The 21055-nt window shown below is 46.4% G+C and carries 14 protein-coding genes; 7 read left to right on the top strand and 7 right to left on the bottom strand.

Annotated elements, in window-relative coordinates; translation table 11 throughout:
• Window positions 1–5: 5 nt before the first annotated feature.
• Window positions 6–3134 carry an efflux RND transporter permease subunit gene (locus IM792_RS10260; protein ID WP_194101752.1) on the bottom strand — a complete coding sequence of 1043 codons (3129 nt, stop codon included), beginning with the start codon at window positions 3132–3134 and terminating at the stop codon, window positions 6–8.
• A complete protein-coding gene (locus IM792_RS10255; RefSeq protein ID WP_194101751.1) occupies window positions 3131–4210 on the bottom strand; it encodes an efflux RND transporter periplasmic adaptor subunit in 1080 nt (359 codons plus the stop codon). The genes IM792_RS10260 and IM792_RS10255 overlap by 4 nt, the downstream gene beginning before the upstream one ends.
• A 183-nt stretch (window positions 4211–4393) precedes the next feature.
• On the opposite strand from IM792_RS10255, the gene IM792_RS10250 reads away from it, so the two are divergent.
• Together IM792_RS10250 and IM792_RS10245 are read left to right on the top strand one after the other, a co-directional pair.
• The gene (locus IM792_RS10250) at window positions 4394–6190 is read left to right on the top strand and encodes a PDZ domain-containing protein (protein WP_194101750.1); all 1797 of its coding nucleotides are present in this window, start codon (window positions 4394–4396) and stop codon (window positions 6188–6190) included.
• A 146-nt stretch (window positions 6191–6336) separates the two neighbouring features.
• Window positions 6337–6492, top strand: coding sequence for a lmo0937 family membrane protein (locus IM792_RS10245; RefSeq protein ID WP_194101749.1), 156 nt, complete (start codon window positions 6337–6339; stop codon window positions 6490–6492).
• Window positions 6493–6545: 53 nt separating this feature from the next.
• Here the strand turns inward: IM792_RS10245 and IM792_RS10240 are convergent, their stop codons facing one another.
• The 3 genes from IM792_RS10240 to IM792_RS10230 form a co-directional block, all read right to left on the bottom strand.
• Window positions 6546–7292: a DUF4184 family protein gene (locus tag IM792_RS10240; protein WP_194101748.1), complete on the bottom strand. Its 747-nt coding sequence runs from the start codon at window positions 7290–7292 to the stop codon at window positions 6546–6548.
• 201 nt (window positions 7293–7493) lie between these two features.
• Window positions 7494–8264: a Ku protein gene (locus IM792_RS10235; protein ID WP_194101747.1), complete on the bottom strand. Its 771-nt coding sequence runs from the start codon at window positions 8262–8264 to the stop codon at window positions 7494–7496.
• Between the two features lie 61 nt (window positions 8265–8325).
• A complete protein-coding gene (locus tag IM792_RS10230) occupies window positions 8326–9726 on the bottom strand; it encodes a glycosyl hydrolase 53 family protein (protein ID WP_194101746.1) in 1401 nt (466 codons plus the stop codon).
• A gap of 205 nt (window positions 9727–9931) precedes the next feature.
• Here IM792_RS10230 and IM792_RS10225 point away from each other — a divergent pair, with 205 nt between their 5' ends.
• Window positions 9932–10729, top strand: a complete 798-nt coding sequence (locus tag IM792_RS10225) for a prolyl oligopeptidase family serine peptidase (RefSeq protein WP_194101745.1) — start codon at window positions 9932–9934, stop codon at window positions 10727–10729.
• Between the two features lie 3 nt (window positions 10730–10732).
• Here the strand turns inward: IM792_RS10225 and IM792_RS10220 are convergent, their stop codons facing one another.
• Window positions 10733–11113 (bottom strand): VOC family protein, encoded by a 381-nt coding sequence (locus tag IM792_RS10220; RefSeq protein WP_194101744.1) that lies wholly within the window; start codon window positions 11111–11113, stop codon window positions 10733–10735.
• Window positions 11114–11293: 180 nt separating this feature from the next.
• Here IM792_RS10220 and IM792_RS10215 point away from each other — a divergent pair, with 180 nt between their 5' ends.
• Window positions 11294–14155 (top strand): insulinase family protein, encoded by a 2862-nt coding sequence (locus IM792_RS10215; protein WP_194101743.1) that lies wholly within the window; start codon window positions 11294–11296, stop codon window positions 14153–14155.
• A gap of 57 nt (window positions 14156–14212) precedes the next feature.
• Here the strand turns inward: IM792_RS10215 and IM792_RS10210 are convergent, their stop codons facing one another.
• A complete protein-coding gene (locus tag IM792_RS10210) occupies window positions 14213–14797 on the bottom strand; it encodes a hypothetical protein (protein WP_194101742.1) in 585 nt (194 codons plus the stop codon).
• Between the two features lie 63 nt (window positions 14798–14860).
• Between IM792_RS10210 and IM792_RS10205 the strand changes: the two genes are divergently transcribed.
• From IM792_RS10205 to pnuC, 3 genes are all read left to right on the top strand, one after another.
• The gene (locus IM792_RS10205) at window positions 14861–17467 is read left to right on the top strand and encodes a ligase-associated DNA damage response DEXH box helicase (RefSeq protein WP_194101741.1); all 2607 of its coding nucleotides are present in this window, start codon (window positions 14861–14863) and stop codon (window positions 17465–17467) included.
• A gap of 320 nt (window positions 17468–17787) precedes the next feature.
• Window positions 17788–20202: a TonB-dependent receptor gene (locus IM792_RS10200; RefSeq protein ID WP_228085015.1), complete on the top strand. Its 2415-nt coding sequence runs from the start codon at window positions 17788–17790 to the stop codon at window positions 20200–20202.
• Window positions 20203–20433: 231 nt separating this feature from the next.
• The gene (gene pnuC, locus IM792_RS10195; protein ID WP_194101740.1) at window positions 20434–21048 is read left to right on the top strand and encodes a nicotinamide riboside transporter PnuC; all 615 of its coding nucleotides are present in this window, start codon (window positions 20434–20436) and stop codon (window positions 21046–21048) included.
• Window positions 21049–21055 lie beyond the last annotated feature (7 nt).

Here is a 21055-nt window from a genome sequence, read left to right as displayed (position 1 = left end):
TATCATTACAGGTTCTCTATCAGTTTAGGTTGATGTATTGGTTCTTCTTCTTCAGGCTCATGGTCGGGGTCGCGGCGTTTTTTAGGCGCCATCAGCAGGTACATGGTAGGGATAACATAGAGCGTAAGTATAAGCGAGAACAGCATACCACCCATAATTACTATACCCAGCGATACACGGCTTTTAGCGCCCGCGCCTAACGCGAAGGCAATGGGTACTACACCTAGTACCACGGCAAGGCTCGTCATTAAAATAGGGCGCAGGCGTGAGGTTGCCGCCTCAACTATGGCCTCGTATTTGGATAAGCCATGCTCCATGCGCTGATTGGCGAACTCTACTATCAGGATGCCGTTTTTGGTAACCAAACCGACCAAGGTGATGATACCTATCTGCCCGAAAATGTTGTACGTTTGGTTGAACAACCACAAACAAAGCATAGCCCCGGCCAATGCCATAGGCACGGTGAACATTACAATAAGCGGATCAAGGAAGCTCTCGAACTGCGCTGCAAGCACCAGGTAAATAAGCACAAGCGCGAAACCGAACGCGAACATAATACCCGAACCACCCTCGGCATAATCTCTTGACGGACCTGAAAGTGCCGTGCTGAACGATGGATCGAGATATTTTTTGGCGATGCGATCCATTTCTTCCAAACCATCGCCAATGGTTTTACCCGGCGCTAAACCCGCCTGTACCGTTGCCGATTTATAGCGGTTAAAGTGATACATAGCCGGTGGTGCCGAGCTTTCGGCCACGTTTACCACGTTATCCAACTGTACCAGATTGCCGCGCGTACCGCGAACGTATATCGATTTCATATCCAGCGGCTGGTCGCGGTTGGCGCGGTCAACCTGGGCTATGATCTCGTATTGCTTGCCGTTCATCAAAAAATAATCGAGCCTGCCGGCGCTATAATAAAGCTGCAAGGTTTGCGCTATATCGGCAACCGATACACCCAAATCGCGGGCACGATCACGATCGGTAGTAACACGTATTTCGGGTTTGGTGAATTTCAGGTTAACATCCGTTCCCTGGAATATAGGGCTACGCTGTACCTCGCTAAAAAAGTCAGGCAGCACCTTGCGTATCTTCTCAAAATCCTGGTTTTGGATAACATATTGTACAGGCAACGAATTGCGGGCACCGCTACCGCCGCCGCTTATGGTTTGCTCCTGCGATACCAGGGCGCGAGCATCAGGCATTTTGGCCAGTTTGGCATTTAGCCAGTCGGCAATTTCCTGTTGCGAGCGCGAGCGTTCATTGGGCAATACCAAGCCTATGCGCCCAAAACCTGAGTTGGCCGCCCCCGCGCCACCGCGCGATGGCGAAATGATCTCGAGGTTTACATTAGCTTCGGGTATCGAGTCGGTTATCAGTTGGGCAACCTCATCCATATAATGGGTCATGTACTCGTAAGTAGCACCCTCAACGCCGGTAACGCTATAGCGCAGCATGCTTCGGTCATCCAGCGGAGCTAATTCTGACGGGATGGTTTTTGAGGTAAAAAAGAATACTGCTATACCTACTGATACCACCAGGATAGCAACAGCTACCCATTTGCGCTTCATAAAGTTGATAAGCGTTTCGGTATAGCCGCTGGTCATCTTTACAAAGAAAGGCTCCGTTTTTAGGTAGAAGTTTGATTTTTTTTGATCCTTACGTATCATGATAACGCTTAGCATCGGCGTTAATGATAGTGATACAAAGGCCGATATCAACACCGCGCAGGCTACCACTACCGCGAATTCGCGGAACAAACGACCGGTAAAACCTTGCAGAAATATAATAGGCAAGAACACCGCGGCCAGGGTAATTGAGGTTGATATTACAGCGAACAATATCTCCGCCGAACCCTCAAACGCGGCCTTACGCACGGGCATGCCTTCTTCTATTTTTTTGAAGATGTTTTCGGTTACCACAATACCATCATCAACCACCAAACCGGTTGCCAGTACAATACCCAACAGGGTAAGTATATTCACCGAGTAGCCCAGTGTGTACATGATAAAGAATGTACCGATAAGTGATACCGGTATATCTATCAGCGGACGGAAAGCGATCAGCCAGTCGCGGAAGAAAAGGTAGATAATGATAACCACCAGTACGAACGACAGGATCAGCGTTTCCTCCACCTCTTTGATGGATTGCTTGATGAATTTGGTATTATCCATTGTCACCTTAAGCTGAATATCGGGTGGTACATCTTTCTTGATCTGCTCCAGGCGGCGGTAAAACTCGTCGGCTATCTCTACATAGTTGGCACCCGGTTGTGGTACCAAACCCAAACCCACTTTAGGCACGCCATCCTCTTTAAGGGCGGTTTGCTCATTGGCCGAGCCTAATACGGCGTAGCCAATATCGCGCAGGCGGATAACCTTATTGCTATCACTGCGGATGATCATGTTATTAAAATCATCCTGCGTGCGCAGCTTGCCTATGGCGCGTATGGTAACCTCGGTATTGTTACCCTCCAGTTTACCGGCGGGCAGTTCCACGTTTTCCTGCGCAAGGGCGGCGCTTATATCGGTAGCGGCAAGGCCCATGGCGGTTAACTTATTCGGATCGATCCATAAACGCATGGCGTACTGGCGTTGCCCTAACAGGTTAATGGAGCTTACGCCGGGTATGGTTTGCAGGGCTTCCTGCAAATCGTTCTCGGCGTAATCATTTATCTGCATAATGTTACGCGTGTTACTGCTAACGATCAGGGTTATAATGTTATCGGCATTGGCATCGGCCTTGGTAACCACCGGCGGGGCATTAATATCCTGCGGTAGCTGGCGTTGCGCTTGCGATACCTTATCGCGCACATCATTGGCAGCGGTTTCCAGGTCGGCATCCAGATCGAATTCGACCGTTATATTGCTTGAACCTACCGAACTGGTTGACGATATATTACGGATGCCTTGCACACCGTTAATAGCCTTTTCGAGCGGCTCGGTGATCTGCGATTCAATAACATCCGAGTTGGCGCCCGAGTAGGACGTAGATACTGAGATGATAGGCGGATCAACCGAAGGGAAATCGCGCACGCCCAAATAGCGGTACCCTACAATACCGAATATCACAATGGTTACCGACATTACAGCCGCCAGTACGGGCCTTTTTATACTTACCGACGATAAACTCATTTCCTGCTCACCTTTTGTATTTTAACCGGCGCTTTTTGCCTTAACTGTATTATGCCCGATATGATCACGCTATCGCCGTTCTTTAAACCATCGGTTATCTCTATCTGCGTATCGGTACGCAAACCGGTTTTTACTTCGCGCTGTACGGCCATGCCGCTATCAACCACAAAAACATAATTGGTTTTTATATCGGGGATAACGCTTTGCGTAGGCACCATAATGGTTTTAGGTATCTGGTCGAGAGCGAGGCTTATTTTGGCAAAGCTGCCCGCGGTTAATGCACCATCCGGGTTAGCGGCACGGGCACGTACGGTAATGGTACGCGAGTTAACATCAACCGATGGTTCAATGGCATACACCGTAGCGCTGAATTTTTTTGATGAACTCTCGGTAGTAAAATTGATTTTACCGCCTGCCTTAACCAGCGAAAGGTATTTTTCAGGCACCGAAAAGGTAAGCTTAGCCGGATCGATATTTACCAGCGTAGCGATAGGCGTTTGCGGTGATATATACCCACCCGGACTAATATTACGCAAACCAATAGTGCCCGAAAATGGTGCGCGTACCTCGGTACGGGTTATTTGCGCCTTAACGGCATCACTTTGCGCCTTTAATGCATTGTATGATGCCAGCGAGGTTTGGTACTCCTGCTTGCTGATGGCTTCCTTCTCCAGCAACTGGCGGTTGCGGTCCTCATTCTCTTTGGCCAGCGCTACATTGTATTCGTTTTGGGCTAAGGATGCCTGAAGATCCCGATTGTATATTTTAACCAGCAACTGGCCTTTTTTTACACGGCTGCCCTCGTTAAAGTAAATACCCGTAACATCGCCCGATGCCTGGGCTACCAGGTTAACCTGCTCGTTAGCGCTGATGGTACCGGTAATATCAATAACGGTGTTCAGCGTGGTGTCATGGGCAAGCAATACGTTTACAGGTACCGGCCCGCCCCGGCGGCTTTTACCTCCGCCGCCCGCGGCAGCATCGTTCTTAGCAGCTCCTTCGCCAAAGAATTTGTTGTACAATAGGTACCCCACCAGCAGTACCAGCAGGGTGTAAATAATATATCTGATCTTCATAACTTACAATATGCCCCTCAACAGGCTTAGCGAACGTGCTACAGGATGTGTATTTGATACCTGTAATATCTGCACCAAAATAATCGTAATTGGTTCACAAAAGGTTTTATGTATCAACCATTTTACATCTCATTTGTGTTACAAAAGCTTTACCCTACAAGGCAAAATTTTATAAATTGCCGGATGAAAAAATTTCTATCATTAGTTTATACTTTTTTAATACTGAATTTAATGAGCATTACGGCCTTTGCGGCACCTGCGGCTAAGATCAGCTACACGGTTACTTTTCCTGAAGCACAAGCGCACTATGTTGATATTGAGATGAAGTTGAGCGGATTAGCGCAAAAAACAACCAACCTAAAAATGCCCGTTTGGACACCCGGATCATACCTGGTGCGTGAGTTTGCCAAAAATGTGGAGGGCTTTACCGCCTGGAACGGCAGCAAGGCTATTGAAGCCGGTAAGGTGAATAAAAATACCTGGCGCATAAATACCACCGGCATTACCGAGCTTACGGTTAAGTATCGTGTGTATGCCAATGAAGTATCGGTACGTACCGCTTTTATTGATGCATCGCATGCTTTCCTGTCAACATCGGGCTTGTTTTTGTACCCACAAGGGATGCTTAGCCAGCCATCAACCATAAAAATAGTGCCTTACAAAGGCTGGACAACCGTATCAACCAGCCTTGAGCAGGTAGGCGGCGATCAGTTCACGGTTACGGCTCCTAACTACGACATATTGTTTGATTCGCCGATTGAGGTAGGTACACAGGATGTATTTAATTTTAAAGCGGCAGGCGTTAACTACGAAGTAGCCATGTACGGCGGCGGCAATTACGATAAGGAACGCCTTAAGGTTGATATGCCTAAAGTAATTGAGCAGCACACCAAAATATTTGGCGAAAACCCTAATAAACGTTATGTATTCATAGTACATAACTTTCAGCGTGGTGGCGGCGGCCTGGAGCACCTGAGCTCAACAGTATTAGGTGCATCGCGCGATGGTTATGCTACCGAGCGTGGTTACCTGGGCTTTTTAGAGCTGGTATCGCACGAGCATTTTCACCTGTGGAATGTTAAACGCTTGCGCCCGATAGCGCTTGGTCCGTTTGATTACGAGAACGAAAATTACACCACCAACCTTTGGATAGCCGAAGGCTTTACCGCTTACTACGAAGCTAAAGCCATGCGCCATGCCGGTTTATTACCTGCGGATGGTTATGTAAATACCTTGGCCGGCAGCCTGAGCAATCACGATAATCAGCCGGGCAGCAAAATACAATCAGCAGCCGAGGCCAGCTTTGATGCCTGGATCAAATTTTATCGCCCTAACGAAAACTCGAACAACTCAACCATATCATATTATGGTAAAGGCTCTATCATTGCCTACATGCTCGATCTGGAGATCATCAACAGCTCAAACGCTAAATACTCGTTGGATGATGTGATGAAGTACATGTATAACGAGTACTACAAGGTTAAAAAGCGTGGTTATACCGATGCCGAGTTTAAGCTTGGTTTGGAGAAATTCGCGGGCAAAAAGCTGGACGACTTTTACAAGAAATACATTACCGGCGTTGAATTCCCTGATAATGCCACCTACTTTGGTTACGCCGGTTACAAGGTTACTGATGAACTGGCCGGTACCGATGTGCCTGCATTGGGTATAGCTACATCAAGCGGCGGTGGTCGTTTGGTGGTTACGGCCGTTAGTCGTGCCAGCTCGGCATGGGTTGATGGTATCAACGTTAACGATGAAATAACCGCTGTTGATGGCAGCCCGGTTACTGATGCCGCCGCCATTGTGAACGGCAAAAAGGTAGGCGACAAAATAAACGTTACGATTACGCGCGATGGTAAGCAGCTGATATTACCGGTTACCCTGCTGAAAAGCACCCGCGTTAAATACAAAATTGAACCGGCTGATAACGCTACCGAAAAACAATTAGCTGTACGCAAAAAATGGCTTAACCTGTAATTCAGAGTACACAGTATGTTCGCAAAAAAGGCCGTTAGTTATTCACTAACGGCCTTTTTTATTGTCTAATCGGTATAAATGGGTTTCGGCATAGTTTATGGTACAGTATAGTTATCTATCAATGTTTAACTATAAAAAATAAAACTATGAGATCTCTATTGTATATTATTGCTGTTATCCTGATAATAGGTTGGGCAATAGGTGTATTTGCTTACACTGCAACAGGTTTAATTCACGCATTATTGGTAATAGCAATTATAGCATTGCTGTTGGGCATTATTCGCCGCGATACAGCAATATAATTACTTAATAACCTAACCAAAGGGGAGCAGCGATGCTCCCTTTTTTGTTGGGGTTAGTTTTGGGTTTTGTTTAAGGTGTAGTGAACAAAGATGCATTTTATCAGGAGGGCAAGTAACCCTGATGATATTGCTGAAACTATTATTAAACCCATGCCGATATGATAATGCGGGAATACGAATAAGGATATTACCCTCAATAAAGCTATACCTAAAAATAACAAGGCACAATCCCTCCAAAATTTTAGTATACCGGGATTGTTTGCAACAGTTGTTTTGGGTAATAAGATTATGCTATAAGCAATTACGCTCAAACCTATAACTGTGCTAAAATGCTGCATCAGCTTAAAATAATGTACACCAATAATGCTTTTGCTTGCCAAAAAATCAATGTGTAGCACAAACCAGCCAGTTACATGTGTAAAGGCATCCCAAAACAAATGGCTTAACGCGCCAAGGGCTAATGATAGTATGATAACGAACCACCGCATTGCTGATGGAGCAGATTGTTTATTATCGTTTTTTAATAGCCAAAACCGCTGCCGCAAGTAATCGGGTAAATGATCTATCAATAGATTTTTAACATAGGTTTGGTACAGCAAAAACAACAGTAAGCCGACAGGTAAATCAAAATACAATATGCCCAACGGAGTGTGGCTGTACAACGATTTGATATCCATCCGCAGAAAATACTCAAAATCGGGAGTGAGGCTGCCTATCACAAGTGCGGTGAGAGAAATATAACGTTCAGAGATTCGGCCTAATGGTAATACTATTGCAGGATGAGCAGCTGTAAAAGGCATTCGGTTTTTTTATTTGTTAAAGATGTGAAAAAATACCGGGTGAGCACAACCTGCAACAAAAAAGCCGTTCCTGATCAGGAACGGCTCACTCATAAATCATATTAATCGCTAAAAACTATTGCTTTGTTGAAGTGGTTTTACCGATCGCGTATAACCTATTATCATATAAGCTACAATTTGTGCGGCCTGTTGTTTGAGTAATTATGCGCCTTTTTTTGTTTTAAGGCTATCCATAAGCTGCTCGTACAGATCGGTGCCCTTGGTTTTTTGCGGTTTGAGCTTTTTGATGGTTGGCCGCTTGCCTTTGGCTTTCGCCTTAATGATCTTCAGTAACTCGGTATGGTACTCATCCTTAAATTTCGATACATCAAAATCCTCAGCGTACTGATTGATGAGGGCGAGGCCTACATCCAGTTCCTTTTTGCTCACCTTTACTTCGCCGGCAATGTTCAGGTCTTCAGTGCTGCGTATCTCCTGCCCAAAGCGTATTTTGGTTATTACCAGCACCCCATCAACCGGGTGAATAATGCACAGGTTTTCGGTGCTGCGTAACACAAACCGCCCGAGCCCCGCTTTTTTTGATTTGATGAGCGCCTGCATCAGCAGGGCATAGGCTTTGTTGTTTTTGGTATCGGGCTCAGTGTAGTACGATGTTTCGTAATACATCGGGTTAACATCGGCAATGTCAACAAAGCTCTCTATCTCTATCACCTTACTTTTTTCGGGCGCGGCATCCTCAAAATCGCGTTCCTCTAAAATGATATAGTCTTCATCAAGCTTGTAACCCTTAACAATTTTCTCGTAGGGTACTTCCTTATGTGTTTTTTCGTTTACGCGCTGATAGCGGATGCGTGAATGGTCGCGCCCGTCGAGCATATCCAGATCGAGCGAGCTGCTTTGCACGGCCGAGTATAATTTAACGGGTATGCTCACCAACCCAAACCCTATTGAGCCTTTCCATATTGATCTCATAACAAAGCGTTTAATGCTTTACTATAACTGTTATAAGTGCGAAAGGGTTTTGAGCCTTTGCTTATTTCATTACATTGGGTAACAGCGAAATGCCATATTTCTTCGCTATCTGGGGGTATACTTTAAGCAAGTTATTAGCTTTACCGTCTTTCTCAAATATAGCTTCCCAAGTACTTAGCGGCTCCCAAATGAACGAGCCTATGCCTTTACCATTGGGTACATTAAAGGCGATATCATTGACCTCGCGTTTAAGCATGGTGTATTCGGCTACCATAATTTGCTTATTGTATTTTTTAGAGAGTAGCGCCAGGTTGTTCTTCAGATCGGCAGGGGTGCCGTGCCATTTTGGGTAGTATGACAGGCCGATAACATCATAAGGCACGTTCCTGTCGCGCATGGCATCGTAAAAAAATTGCGATTCCAGCTCCTGCCCACCCAAGGCCACGTGCAGCATAATAATTGATTGCGGACTAACCTGCTGCACGCCCTTCACACCCGAGTATAGCAACTGCGCCAGCGAATCAAGATTGCCGATATGCGCATCAGGCCATATCATGCCGTGGTTTATTTCGTTGCCTACCTGCACCATTTCGGGCGTGGTGCCTTGCGCTTTAAGTTGCTGCATAACATCAACCGTAAAGTCATGCACCGCTGTTTTTAGTTCATTAAAGCTTTTACCTTCCCAGGCTTTGGGTTTGTACTGCTGTTGTGGGTCGGCCCAGTAATCGCTGTAATGAAAATCGAGCAACAGTTTTAGTCCGGCGGCTTTTACCCGTTTGGCCATTTGTTTGGTATGCTCCAGATCGCAAAAGCCCCCATTGGGCGAATAACCTTTCGGCTGCGCCGGATCATTAAAAATGCGCAGGCGTATGTAATTAAAGCCATGATCCTTCAATATCTCAATAGCATCCTTCTCCACTCCATCCACCGAGAATTTGATGCCTTTGGCTTCCAACTCAGGCAAAAAAGAAATATCGGCACCCAATATCTTATCCGTAGTGGTTTTGGCGGTATACACATTGTTAGTAACCTTGTGCGGTTTGCCGGGTTTAACGGCATGTATCTCGGTAGCGCCGGGCCAAAGGCTATCAACCTTGGCCTCAAATTTTATATGCTCTATTTTGTTGCCCGCTTTTAATACAATACGGGTAGTGCCATGCAAATCGGTTTTCCAGGTGCTATCGCTGATGCGTAATTGGTTAATGTTTTTGTTGCCATTAATGCTGGCTATACGGGCATCGCCAATAACTTTATATACTACCGGCAGGTTTGCCCCGTGCTGGTCTTTACCATTTTGGTCGATGATCTTTACAAGCAAAACGGCCTCATCTTTACCGTTGGCTATAAAGGTTGTTTTATATGGAGTTACCTGAACTTCGGTAGGTTTTGAATTTTGGGCTACCGAGCCAGTGGCCGGTAACAGCAATAATGCAGCTGTAATGGCTTTTAAAAAACGCATCATGAGGTTGTATAATTAGTGGGCTGTAAAGTTACCATCAAACAACCGATATTTAATAATATCAGCATGGAAAATACTTGCAGCCAAAACCTGAATAAACCAATTTGAATGCCGCATGTTATGCTTAACCATTTACTGTTGGCAATTTTGTTTACTATTGTTACGTTTACCACTTGATCGCATGATCATTTATTTTCAACATCACCTTATGCTTAAAAAAATAAGTGCCCTACTTGTAATACTTTCCATTTTAACCGGCGGATTAACACAGGCGCAGGACAAAACATCATTCGATAAAGGCCTGTATGCCCAAAAGGGCGACACGCTGAAATACCGCATACTATTCCCCGTGCAGTTTGATCCGAACGTGAAATACCCGTTGATCATTGTACTGCATGGCGCGGGCGAGCGTGGCAGCAATAACGAATCGCAACTGGCTTATGGTACTAAGCTCTTTCTTTCGCAGGAAGTAAGGCAGCAGTACCAGGCTATAGTGGTTTACCCGCAATGCCCTACGGATAGTTATTGGTCAAACGTTGATATTCAGAAGGACTCGCTCAGCGGCAAACGGAAATTCTATTTTCAGGAAGCAAAGGCCGAGCCTACCAAAGCTATGAAGGCCTTAATGGGTTTAACAAAGGAGCTGTTGAATAAACCTTATGTGAATAAGAAGCAAGTGTATATCGGTGGCCTGTCCATGGGGGGCATGGGTACGTTCGAGATGCTGCGCCGTCAGCCTAAAACCTTTGCCGCGGCATTTGCCATTTGTGGTGGAGATAATAGTTTGAACGCAAAAATATACGCTAAAAAAGTGCCGCTATGGGTATTTCATGGCGCTAAGGATAACGTAGTTCCGGCGGATCATTCAGAGGTAATGGTAGCCGCCATACGTCAGGCAGGTGGCGACCCACGTTACACGGTTTATCCCAATGCAACGCACGACAGCTGGACACAGGCTTTTGCCGAGCCCGACCTGCTGCCGTGGTTGTTCTCGCACAAAAAATAATTATTACAGGGCCGATGTTATCCACCAGGTGTTGCCGAACGGATCGGTAACGCCTGCGCTGCGGCCATAGCTTTGGTCGGCAGGTGGCATAATACTTTGCGACCCTGCATCAAGCGCCAGTTGATAGGCATTATCACAATCGGCCACATATACAAACATGCCTGCATTTTGTACGCTGTATTGCTCGGTAGCCTCGGCAAACATAATGCTGCTGCCAAATATGCTTACCTCGCCATGCATTAAGGTTTGATCGTCACGCAGGGTACGGCTCTTTTTCTCCGCATCAAAAACAGCCGATGTAAAATCATAAAATTTCAAGGCATCTTTCAAGATCAGATAAGGCATTACGGCCTGGTAGCCTTCGGATATGTTTACTTCTTTCATAACAGGTGGTTTATAGGTTTAACAATGGCAGGGGCGTACTGTTGTGTTAAATTTTTATGAGCGGTATGTTCAAGGTTTGTTAAAAGGTAACTTTTTTGCTTTTCGTTTCAATATAGCGTTTAATTTGCTAATTTTCGGAACTAAGATTTTCGTTTATAGATACATGTCCCTGAATTAAATATGCGTATTGATTTTAAACTATCGGTTGCGGCCCTGGCCCTTTGCGTAGCCTCAACCGGAGCCTTTGCGCAGGTAAAAAAGAAACCTGCACCATCGCCAAAACAAAAACCTGCCAACGTTGCCGAGCAGGTTAAAGCAAGCACATTACCTGTTGATAAAGATGTTATTATAGGCAAGCTGCCTAACGGTTTAACCTATTACATCAGGCAAAATGCCCAGCCGCAAAACCGTGCCGAGCTATACCTGGTTAACAAAGCCGGATCAATATTGGAGGCCGACAATCAGCAAGGCCTTGCCCACTTTACCGAGCACATGGCCTTTAACGGTACCCGCGATTTCCCGAAAAACGCGCTGGTTAACTACCTGCAAAGCTCGGGTGTAAAGTTTGGTGCCGATCTGAATGCCTTTACATCATTTGATGAAACTGTATATCAATTGCCTTTACCTACCGATAGCGCCAAGGTGTTTGAACGTGGTTTCGATATACTGGCCAACTGGGCTGGTTATGTAAGCTTTGATCAGGCTGAACTGGATAAAGAGCGTGGCGTTATTTTAGAGGAACTGCGCCTGCGTGGTAAAAACGCCCAGGAACGCCTGCAACAACAGGTGTTGCCTACTATGCTGAGCAATTCGCGCTATGCTACCCGTTTGCCAAAAGGTAAAGAGGATATCATCAAGAATTTTAACCTGGCTACCATAAAAAGTTTTTATGACGATTGGTATCGCCCTAACCTGCAAGCGGTAATTGCCGTGGGCGATTTTGATCCGAAACGTGTGGAGCAGCTTATAAAAGAGAAATTCTCGCAGCTTAAAAACCCGGCATCGCCAAAACCACGTACCGAATACATTGTAGCCAGTACGCCAGGCACCAGCGTAAAGTTCGCTACCGATCCGGAGTTTCCGTACACCGTGGCGCAAATTATTGTTAAGCTGCCGGGTACCGAAGTTAAAAACACTACTGATTATATGCAGAGCATGCGCACCGGCTTGTTCAACCAAATGCTGAATGCCCGTTTAAATGAGCTGCTGCAAAAATCAAACCCGCCGTTTTTATATGGCAGCGCCAGCTACGGCAATTTTATTGGTAAGCAGGATGCCTTTACATCAGTAGTAGTGGCCCGCCCCGGGGAGTTGGAAACCGCCGTTAAAACTTTAGTTGGCGAAACTGAACGTGCCCGCAAATTCGGCTTTACATTAACCGAGTTTGAACGTGCCAAGCAAAATGCCTTGGTACAAATGGGCGATGCCTTTAAAGAGCGCGACAAAACCCGTTCATCAAACTTTGTGAACGAATACCAGCAACACTTTTTAAACGGAACAGGCATACCGGGCATAGCCTGGGAGTATCAGTTCTACCTGGATAATATTGACAAGATCACCCTGCAACAAATGAACGCCATGGCCGCCAAATTTATTACAGGCCAAAGTCGTGCTATAATTGTTCAGGCTCCGGATAACGAAAAACCAAAATTGCCAACCGAAGCCGCTTTATTAAGCTGGATAGGCGAGGCCGGTAAAAATGTAACCGCTTATGTTGATAACGTGAGCACTAAGCCATTGATCGATAAAATACCGGAAGCCGGCGAGATCGTAGATCAAACCCGTGATGATTCTATCGGCGTTACTACCCTTACCTTTAAAAACGGGGTTAAGGCCATGCTAAAACCTACCGACTTTAAAAATAACCAGGTGATACTGACCGGCTACAGCTACGGCGGTACATCGGTAGTTAGTGATCTGGATTATACATCGGCAAATATGGCCGCGGGTGTTGTTGGTGGCAGCGGTGTAAGCGAGTTCAATCAAATTCAATTGCAAAAAATGATGACAGGTAAAAGCGTATCGGTTGAGCCCTACATCAGCGATTATACACAAGGCTTTAGCGGTAACGCCACCACTAAGGATCTGGGTACGGCCATGGAGCTGGTTTACCTGTACTTTACGCAGCCACGCAAGGATAACGATATATGGCAATCAAACATGAGCCAATGGCGCTCAGCATTGGTTAACCGTAACCTCGACCCTAACAGTGTGTTTCAGGATACGGTATCGGCAGTACTTAACCGCTATAACTTTAGGGCGATGATGCCAAGTGTAGGCCGTTTAAATACCGCCTCGCTCGATAAGGCTTACGATTTTTATAAGAGCAGCTTTGCCAATGCCAACGGCTTTGTATTTACACTGGTAGGCAGCTTTGATATTGATGCCGTTAAGCCTTTGTTAGCTACTTACCTGGGCAGCCTGCCATCAACCGCAACCAAGAGTACTTATAAGGACTTAGGCATGTACCCACCTGCGGGCATTGTTACCAAAACGGTAAACAAAGGTATCGGCGAAAAAAGTACAGTTCAACTGGTTTTCAGTGGCGATTATGATTATACCGAGGAGAACAACATGCAGCTTGACGCGCTGGAGGAAGTGCTTAACATTAAACTGATAGAGCGCCTGCGTGAGCAGGAGAGTGGTGTTTACGCGCCGGGTGTACGTTCTATGTATCAAAAAATTCCGGTAGGTCGTTATACTTTCACCATAAGCTTTGGTTGCGCGCCCGAGAATGTAGATAAACTGGTAGCTGCCACAATGGATGAGATCAACAAGATCAAGACCACAGGTGCTCAAGCTACCGATATTCAGAAATTTAAGGCTGAGGATATGCGCTCAAAACAAGTACAGCTGCGCGAAAACTATTTTTGGGCAGGTTACCTGGCCAGCGGTTCGCAGTATGGTTTAGATCCGCACCGAATCATCCGCTACCCAAAAACGGTTGAAAAAGTTACCGTACAAAGTACCAAGGATGCCGCCAACAAATACCTGAGCGGTAAAAACCTGGTAAAACTAATATTGATGCCTGAAAAGAAATAAGGCATCCAAAAGCATCAACAAAAGCGGCATACCCACAAGGTATGCCGCTTTTTTGTTTTAGTGAATATCCAGATATGAGCCGGCACTATCGTGCGCTTTATGCACGGTTATGGCTACACATTTTTTACTTTGTTTATCAATATCAAAGGTGATGCCCTTGTCGTTATCATCAAAAACCAGCAAGCCTTTTTCTGTGGCAGTGGCATTATCTACCGGCTTTAACTTGTAGTGTTTTTCAATATCTGTCAAAAGCTTTCCGGTGCCTATGCTATCCTCAGTTTTAAACCAGGGCGAATTCACCATGATCAGTTTAATGCGGCTTATCTCCTCATTGCCCATATTACGGCGGGCAAAAACAGCGGTGCGGTATTTATGGGTATCCTTACTGTACCAGGCCATCAGCGAGCTGCCCATCGCCGCGTCGGACGAGTCGGGTTGCCCAAGTTTTGCCATGGCACTATCCACAGGCAAACCAATGGTTAGGTGCCCGATGCCTTGTCCGGGTTTTATCATTTGATCCGGTTTTATTTCGGCCTTTAAGGCGATAGAGTCAGTATCAGTACTATCAACAGATGATTTAGTAGCCGGGCTATTGCAGGCCATCATCAGCGGAGCTACCATTATTACAAATATTTTCTTCATAAAAAACCAGAATTGATGTAGCTATAATAACCATTTACACCTTATATTGTTATTCACATTTATATGGGTACACCGGGGCAAAAGGTTATACAAAATTGGTACAAACTAAAAAGCTGGAAGCAGTTTCCGTTTCAAAAAGAGATGGAGGCTGTATACCTCGATGGTTATTCGGGCCTGTTGAACGCGCCGACCGGCAGCGGTAAAACATACGCCCTGTTTCTGCCTTTTTTGGCTGGTTATATCAATAAATATCCCGACACATGGCAAACCCGTAAGGATAATGGCTTGCTGATGATGTGGATAACACCCCTGCGTGCACTTACCAACGATATCCGCAAGGCCATGCAGGAGGCCTGCGACGAGATAGGCCTGCCCTGGAAGATAGCCACCCGCACCGGCGATACATCAGCCGCCGAAAAACAGGCCCTCAAAAAAAAGCTGCCCGAAGTACTGCTTACCACCCCCGAAAGTCTGCACCTGATGCTGGCCCAAAAGGAGTACCCCAAAATATTCAAAAGCCTGCAAGTAGTAGTGGTTGACGAATGGCACGAACTGCTCGGCACCAAACGCGGCGTACAGGTGGAGTTGGGGTTGAGCAGGTTGAAGAACCTTGGCAGTTTACAGTTTGCGGTGGGCAGTGAAAATGAGGCATCGAAGCAGGTAAATAATACAAGCCAACCGCCAACTGCGAACTGCAAACTGAAAATCTGGGGTATCAGCGCAACCATAGGCAACCTGGAGCAGGCGGCCGAAGTGCTGCTGGGAAATACCTTCCCGAAGGAAAGTATACGTATGGTGCGGGCTAATATTGAGAAGAAGCTGGATATACGATCCGTTATACCTGATAATATTGAAAACTACTCGTGGACTGGCCACATCGGCGTAAAGCTGTTGCCACAGGTGATGGATATTGTGGCCAAAAGCAAAACCACGCTGATATTTTGTAATACCCGTTCACAATCAGAGATATGGTATCATGCCATTTTAGATAATTACCCGGAGTATGCCGGTGTGATGGCCATGCACCACGGCTCGCTGGATAATGAGTTGCGCAACTGGGTAGAGCAGGCCCTGCATGCCGAAGCCTTAAAGCTGGTGGTATGTACTTCGAGCCTGGATCTGGGGGTGGATTTTCGTCCGGTAGATACCGTGGTGCAGGTGGGTAGCCCTAAAGGTGTAGCGCGCTTTATGCAGCGGGCGGGCAGGAGCGGGCACCATCCCGGCGCGGTATCAAGGGCGTATTTTGTGCCTACGCATTCGCTCGAACTGTTGGAAGGGGCGGCGCTGAAAGAAGCCATAAAACGTGGTGTTTTTGAAAGCCGCGACCCGATGCTGCTCACCATGGATGTGTTGGTGCAGTACATGGTGACGCTGGCCGTGTCCGATGGTTTTCGTGCCGATGAATTATTTGAGGAGGTAAAAACCACCTACGCCTTTGCCGATATTACCCAAAACGAATACGGGCAATTGCTTGATTTTATAACCCGGGGCGGCAAAACCCTGGCTCAGTATGATGAATTTTTAAAAGTAGAGGTAGAGAACGGATTGTACAAGGTGAACAGCCGCCGTGTAGCCATGCGGCACCGATTAAGCATAGGCACCATTACCAGCGAAATGACCATACGGGTGAGTTGGCTGAGTGGTGGTTCGCTGGGTACTATTGAGGAGGGCTTCATCTCAAAACTGAAACCGGGTAACACCTTTTGGTTCGCGGGGCGTAGCCTGGAGTTTGTGCGGGTTAAGGAGATGACGGCCTACGTAAAAAAATCGAATGCCAAAAAAGGACTGATCCCCAGTTGGGCGGGGGGCAGGATGCCCTTATCGTCGCAACTGTCGGCTGTGTTTAGGGATAAGCTGGATGAGGTATCGCACGGCGTGGAAAAAGATGTGGAGGTTAAGGCCTTGAAACCTTTATTCGCGCTGCAAAACAAAATATCGCACCTGCCGCAAAGCAATGAGTTCTTGATCGAGTCGTTCAAATCGCGCGAGGGGCATCATCTTATTTTTTATCCGTTTGAGGGGCGGTTGGTGCATGAGGGGATGGCCTCTATATTAGCTTATCGTATAACCAAGGTAAAGCCCGCCAGTTTCTCCATCGCCATGAATGATTACGGTTTTGAGCTGCTGGCCGATGAGGATATCGCTATTGAGGAGATTTTAGAGGATGCTGATTTTTTCTCCTTAGATAATCTGCTGGATGATATTCACAGCAGCCTGAACGCTAATGAAATGGCCCGGCGTAAATTCAGGGACATTGCACACATTGGCGGGTTGGTGTTTACGGGCTATCCCGGTCAGCAGATCAAGAACAAGCATTTGCAGGCATCAACCTCGTTGTTGTTCGAGGTGTTTACCGAATACGAGCCCGATAATCTGCTGATACGGCAAGCTTATAACGAGGCGTTGTCATTCCAGTTAGAGGAATTTCGTTTACGTGCCGCCCTACAACGCATCGCCGGGCAAAATATCATATTAAAACATATTGACAGGCCAACACCTTTCGCCTTCCCCATTATGGTAGATAACCTGAGTCGCGACAAGCTCACCACCGAAACCCTGGAAGAACGTGTAGCCAAAATGGCCCGCCGGTACGATTTGAGTGGTGATGATGAACCGCAGGCCAAACGCCCCTCGCGCAGGCAGGGAATTGTCCGTAAAAAGGGCTTTTAGTTGCCAAAAATTAATCGTGGCTTAATTTTTAATATAAAAAACTATATTTGCCACATAAAAATTCTCAAGGGGTGCCTTGCTTTGGTCAAATAAACTATCAACAGATGGTTTGCCAAAACTGAAAGACAGGCTGAGATCATACCCGTGCCCCGGCCCTGAAGGGAGTTATGCTGAGCGCTCAGTTATAACTCACCCCTTCAGGGGCCGGGGGCAGCACCTGATCCGGATAATGCCGGCGTAGGGAGAGGTAATAAGTTAAGTGTACTGCATGTTCGCCCTGACTTGCGGATGGTTTAACTAAATTTTCTGTACTAAACACATTGAAAAAATTAATCGTGGCGATCATCGCCCTGCTGTTGCCATATTTGGCATCGGCCCAGTTTTCCGTATCCGGAAAAGTAACCAATCAAAACGGCGAGGTATTGCCCGGTGCAACCGTAAGCATTGCCAGCGCGCAACAAAACACCGTAACCGATGCCTCCGGCCAGTACAAGGTAAGCCTGTCAACGGGTACTTACAGCGTAGTAGTTAACTACATCGGTTACCAGCAAACCACTAAAAGTATAGCGGTGCGGGGTAACCAAACCGTTAATTTTAACCTGGTACCATCAAACTACACTACCGAGGAGGTTACCATTACCGCAACCCGCGCGGGTAAAAACTCGCCAACGGCCTTTACTAACCTCAGCAAAAAGGATCTTGAGAAAAACAACTTCGGTCAGGACTTGCCATTTCTGCTTAACCAAACACCATCGGTAGTGGTAACATCTGATGCCGGCGCGGGTGTGGGCTATACAGGCATCCGTATCCGTGGCTCTGATCCATCTCGTATCAACGTAACCATCAACGGCATTCCGTATAACGATTCGGAAAGCCAGGGTTCGTTCTTTGTTGATATTCCCGACATCGCATCATCAGTAAATAACATACAGGTGCAGCGTGGTGTAGGTACCTCAACCAATGGCGCGGGTGCTTTTGGTGGCAGCATCAACGTACAAACCGCTACCCGCCGCGATACCGCTTATGCCGAGCTGAACAATTCCGCAGGCTCATTTGGTACGGTAAAAAACACCGTGAGTGTAGGTACGGGTTTGCTGGGTAACCATTTTAGTTTTGATGGCCGCTTATCGCGCATACACTCTGATGGTTATATCGACAGGGCATTCTCTAACCTTAAATCGTACTTTTTAAGCGGCGCTTATTATGGCAAAAACACCACTATCCGTGCCAACGTTTTTACCGGTTACGAGCGTACCTACCAGGCCTGGAACGGTGTGCCCGATTACGAGATACTGAACAACAGGCAGTATAACGAATACACCTACAAAGACCAGGTGGATGATTATACCCAAAACCATTACCAGTTATTGGTTGATCAGCGTATATCTGATAAATTATCTTTCAGCGGAGCCTTGCATTATACCAAAGGCAAGGGTTATTACGAGGAATTCCGTGAGGGCGATTCGGTGAAGAACTATGGTTTAAACCCTGTTATTTATGGTGCCGATACTTTGTTTACCAGCAATATTGTGCGCAGGCGTTGGTTGGATAATGATTTTTATGGCGTTACCTACGCTTTAAAATATCTGCCTAACGATAAATTGAATATGACCCTGGGCGGCGCCTATAACGAATACAAAGGCGGGCACTATGGTAATATCATCAACAGCAGCAACACCATCAATGTGCCTTATAATTATGAATACTATCGTGATGATGCCAAGAAGAACGATTTTAACATCTTCGCCCGTGCCGAGTGGAACCTGGATAAATGGTTGCTTTATGCCGATATGCAGTACCGCTACATCTACTATTCGTTTTTAGGTTATGATTTTAGCCTGAATAACGTGCAGCAGAGCGCTACGCTGAATTTCTTTAACCCGAAGGCGGGTGTTACTTACAAGATCAACGATCAAAGCAACGTATATGCCTCTTTCGCGGTAGGTAACCGCGAGCCTAACCGTAACGATTATACCAATTCATCGCCCCAAAGCCGACCAAAGGCCGAAAACCTGAAAGACTTTGAAGCGGGTTATCGCATCAATACCCCACGTTTTACAGCCGGTGTAAACGGTTTTTACATGCTCTACAAAAACCAGTTGATAGTAACCGGTCAGCTGAATGATGTAGGCTCAGCCATTCGCCGAAATGTAGAAGACAGCTACCGTGCCGGTATTGAATTTGATGGTCGTGTAAAAATAACCGATCAGCTGGCCTGGGGTGCAACGGCAACCGTAAGTACTAATAAGATAAAAAACTACGGCCAGTTCTTTACCAATTATGATGATAACAGCCTGGTTGAGCTACAGCTAAAGAAAACTACCATCGCTTTTTCACCGTCGTTCATCGGGTCGAGCGAGATCAGCTATTCGCCAATAAAAGGAGGGGAGATCGCCCTGTTGAGCAAATACATCAGCAGTCAGTTTTTGGATAACACCATGAACACCAACCCGGCGGGTTACACGGTTGATGCGGAAAGCATTAGCAACCCATACGCAGCCAACCGTAAAATAAGCGGCTACTTTGTTAATGATGTGCGTCTGCGTTACAATTTTAGCACCAAGGCGGTTAAGAACATCGGCATTGGTTTATTGGTGAACAACATCCTCAACAAAAAATACGAAGCCAGCGGCGCTACATACCCGGGGCTGAGTGGCAGCAATATTTATAATTACAATTATTACTACGTGCAGGCTACCAGGAATTTCCTGGCATCGTTGAGTTTGGCGTTTTAGTGACCCCACCTAAATCCTCCCCGAGGGGGAGGACTTTAGTTTAGCCTTCCTTGAGGAGGGTAGAGGGTGAAAAAGTTAAAAAGTCCTCCCCCTTGGGGAGGGTTGGGTGGGGTATTTAATACTTGTCATTCTGAACGATAGAGAGGAATCTGCACGCGTTCAATAGCAAAGCGACAGATTTCTCCTCGTACCTCGTTCGAAATGACAACGATTTTCATTTAGGAGGGGTATATGCAACATTGGATAGAACTATTCATCAAAGAAATAAAAGGAACCGGCCTGCTGCAATGGATAGCCACCATTTTTGGTGTGGCCGAGGTACTGCTGGCTAAGCGTAATAATATATTACTGTACCCGGCGGGTATCATCGGCATAGTGCTGTCGTTATATTTATTGGTTGATGTTCAGCTTTATGCCGAGGCGGCGTTGAATATGTATTACCTGGTGATGAGTATTTACGGCTGGGTGTACTGGATGAAAAAGCGCGATGAGCCACCTGTGCAGATCAGCTATGCCAACCGCAACGAATGGTATATTACCCTTGGCATCAGTTTAGGGGGATGGGCGGTGTTTTATGTGCTGCTGAAATACTTTACCCCGTCGGATGTGCCGATACTTGATTCCTTTGTATCATCAACCGCCTGGGCTGGGATGTGGCTTTTGGCCCGCCGGAAGATAGAGAACTGGGTATTGCTCAACATCAGCAATTTTGTGGCGGTGCCCCTGTTGTTTTATAAGAGTTTGCCCTTGTTTGCCTGCCTTACCATCTTTTTGTTCGTGGTGGCCATATTCGGTTATTACGATTGGAAGAAGAAGCTGGAGGGTAAACTAACCGTAGCTCACTGATCAAACA

Source organism: Mucilaginibacter sp. JRF (assembly GCF_015223065.1).
Classification (GTDB): Bacteria; Bacteroidota; Bacteroidia; order Sphingobacteriales; family Sphingobacteriaceae; genus Mucilaginibacter.
The sequence above is the reverse complement of the archived record's forward strand: the minus strand, read 5'-3'. Positions and strand labels throughout refer to the sequence as shown.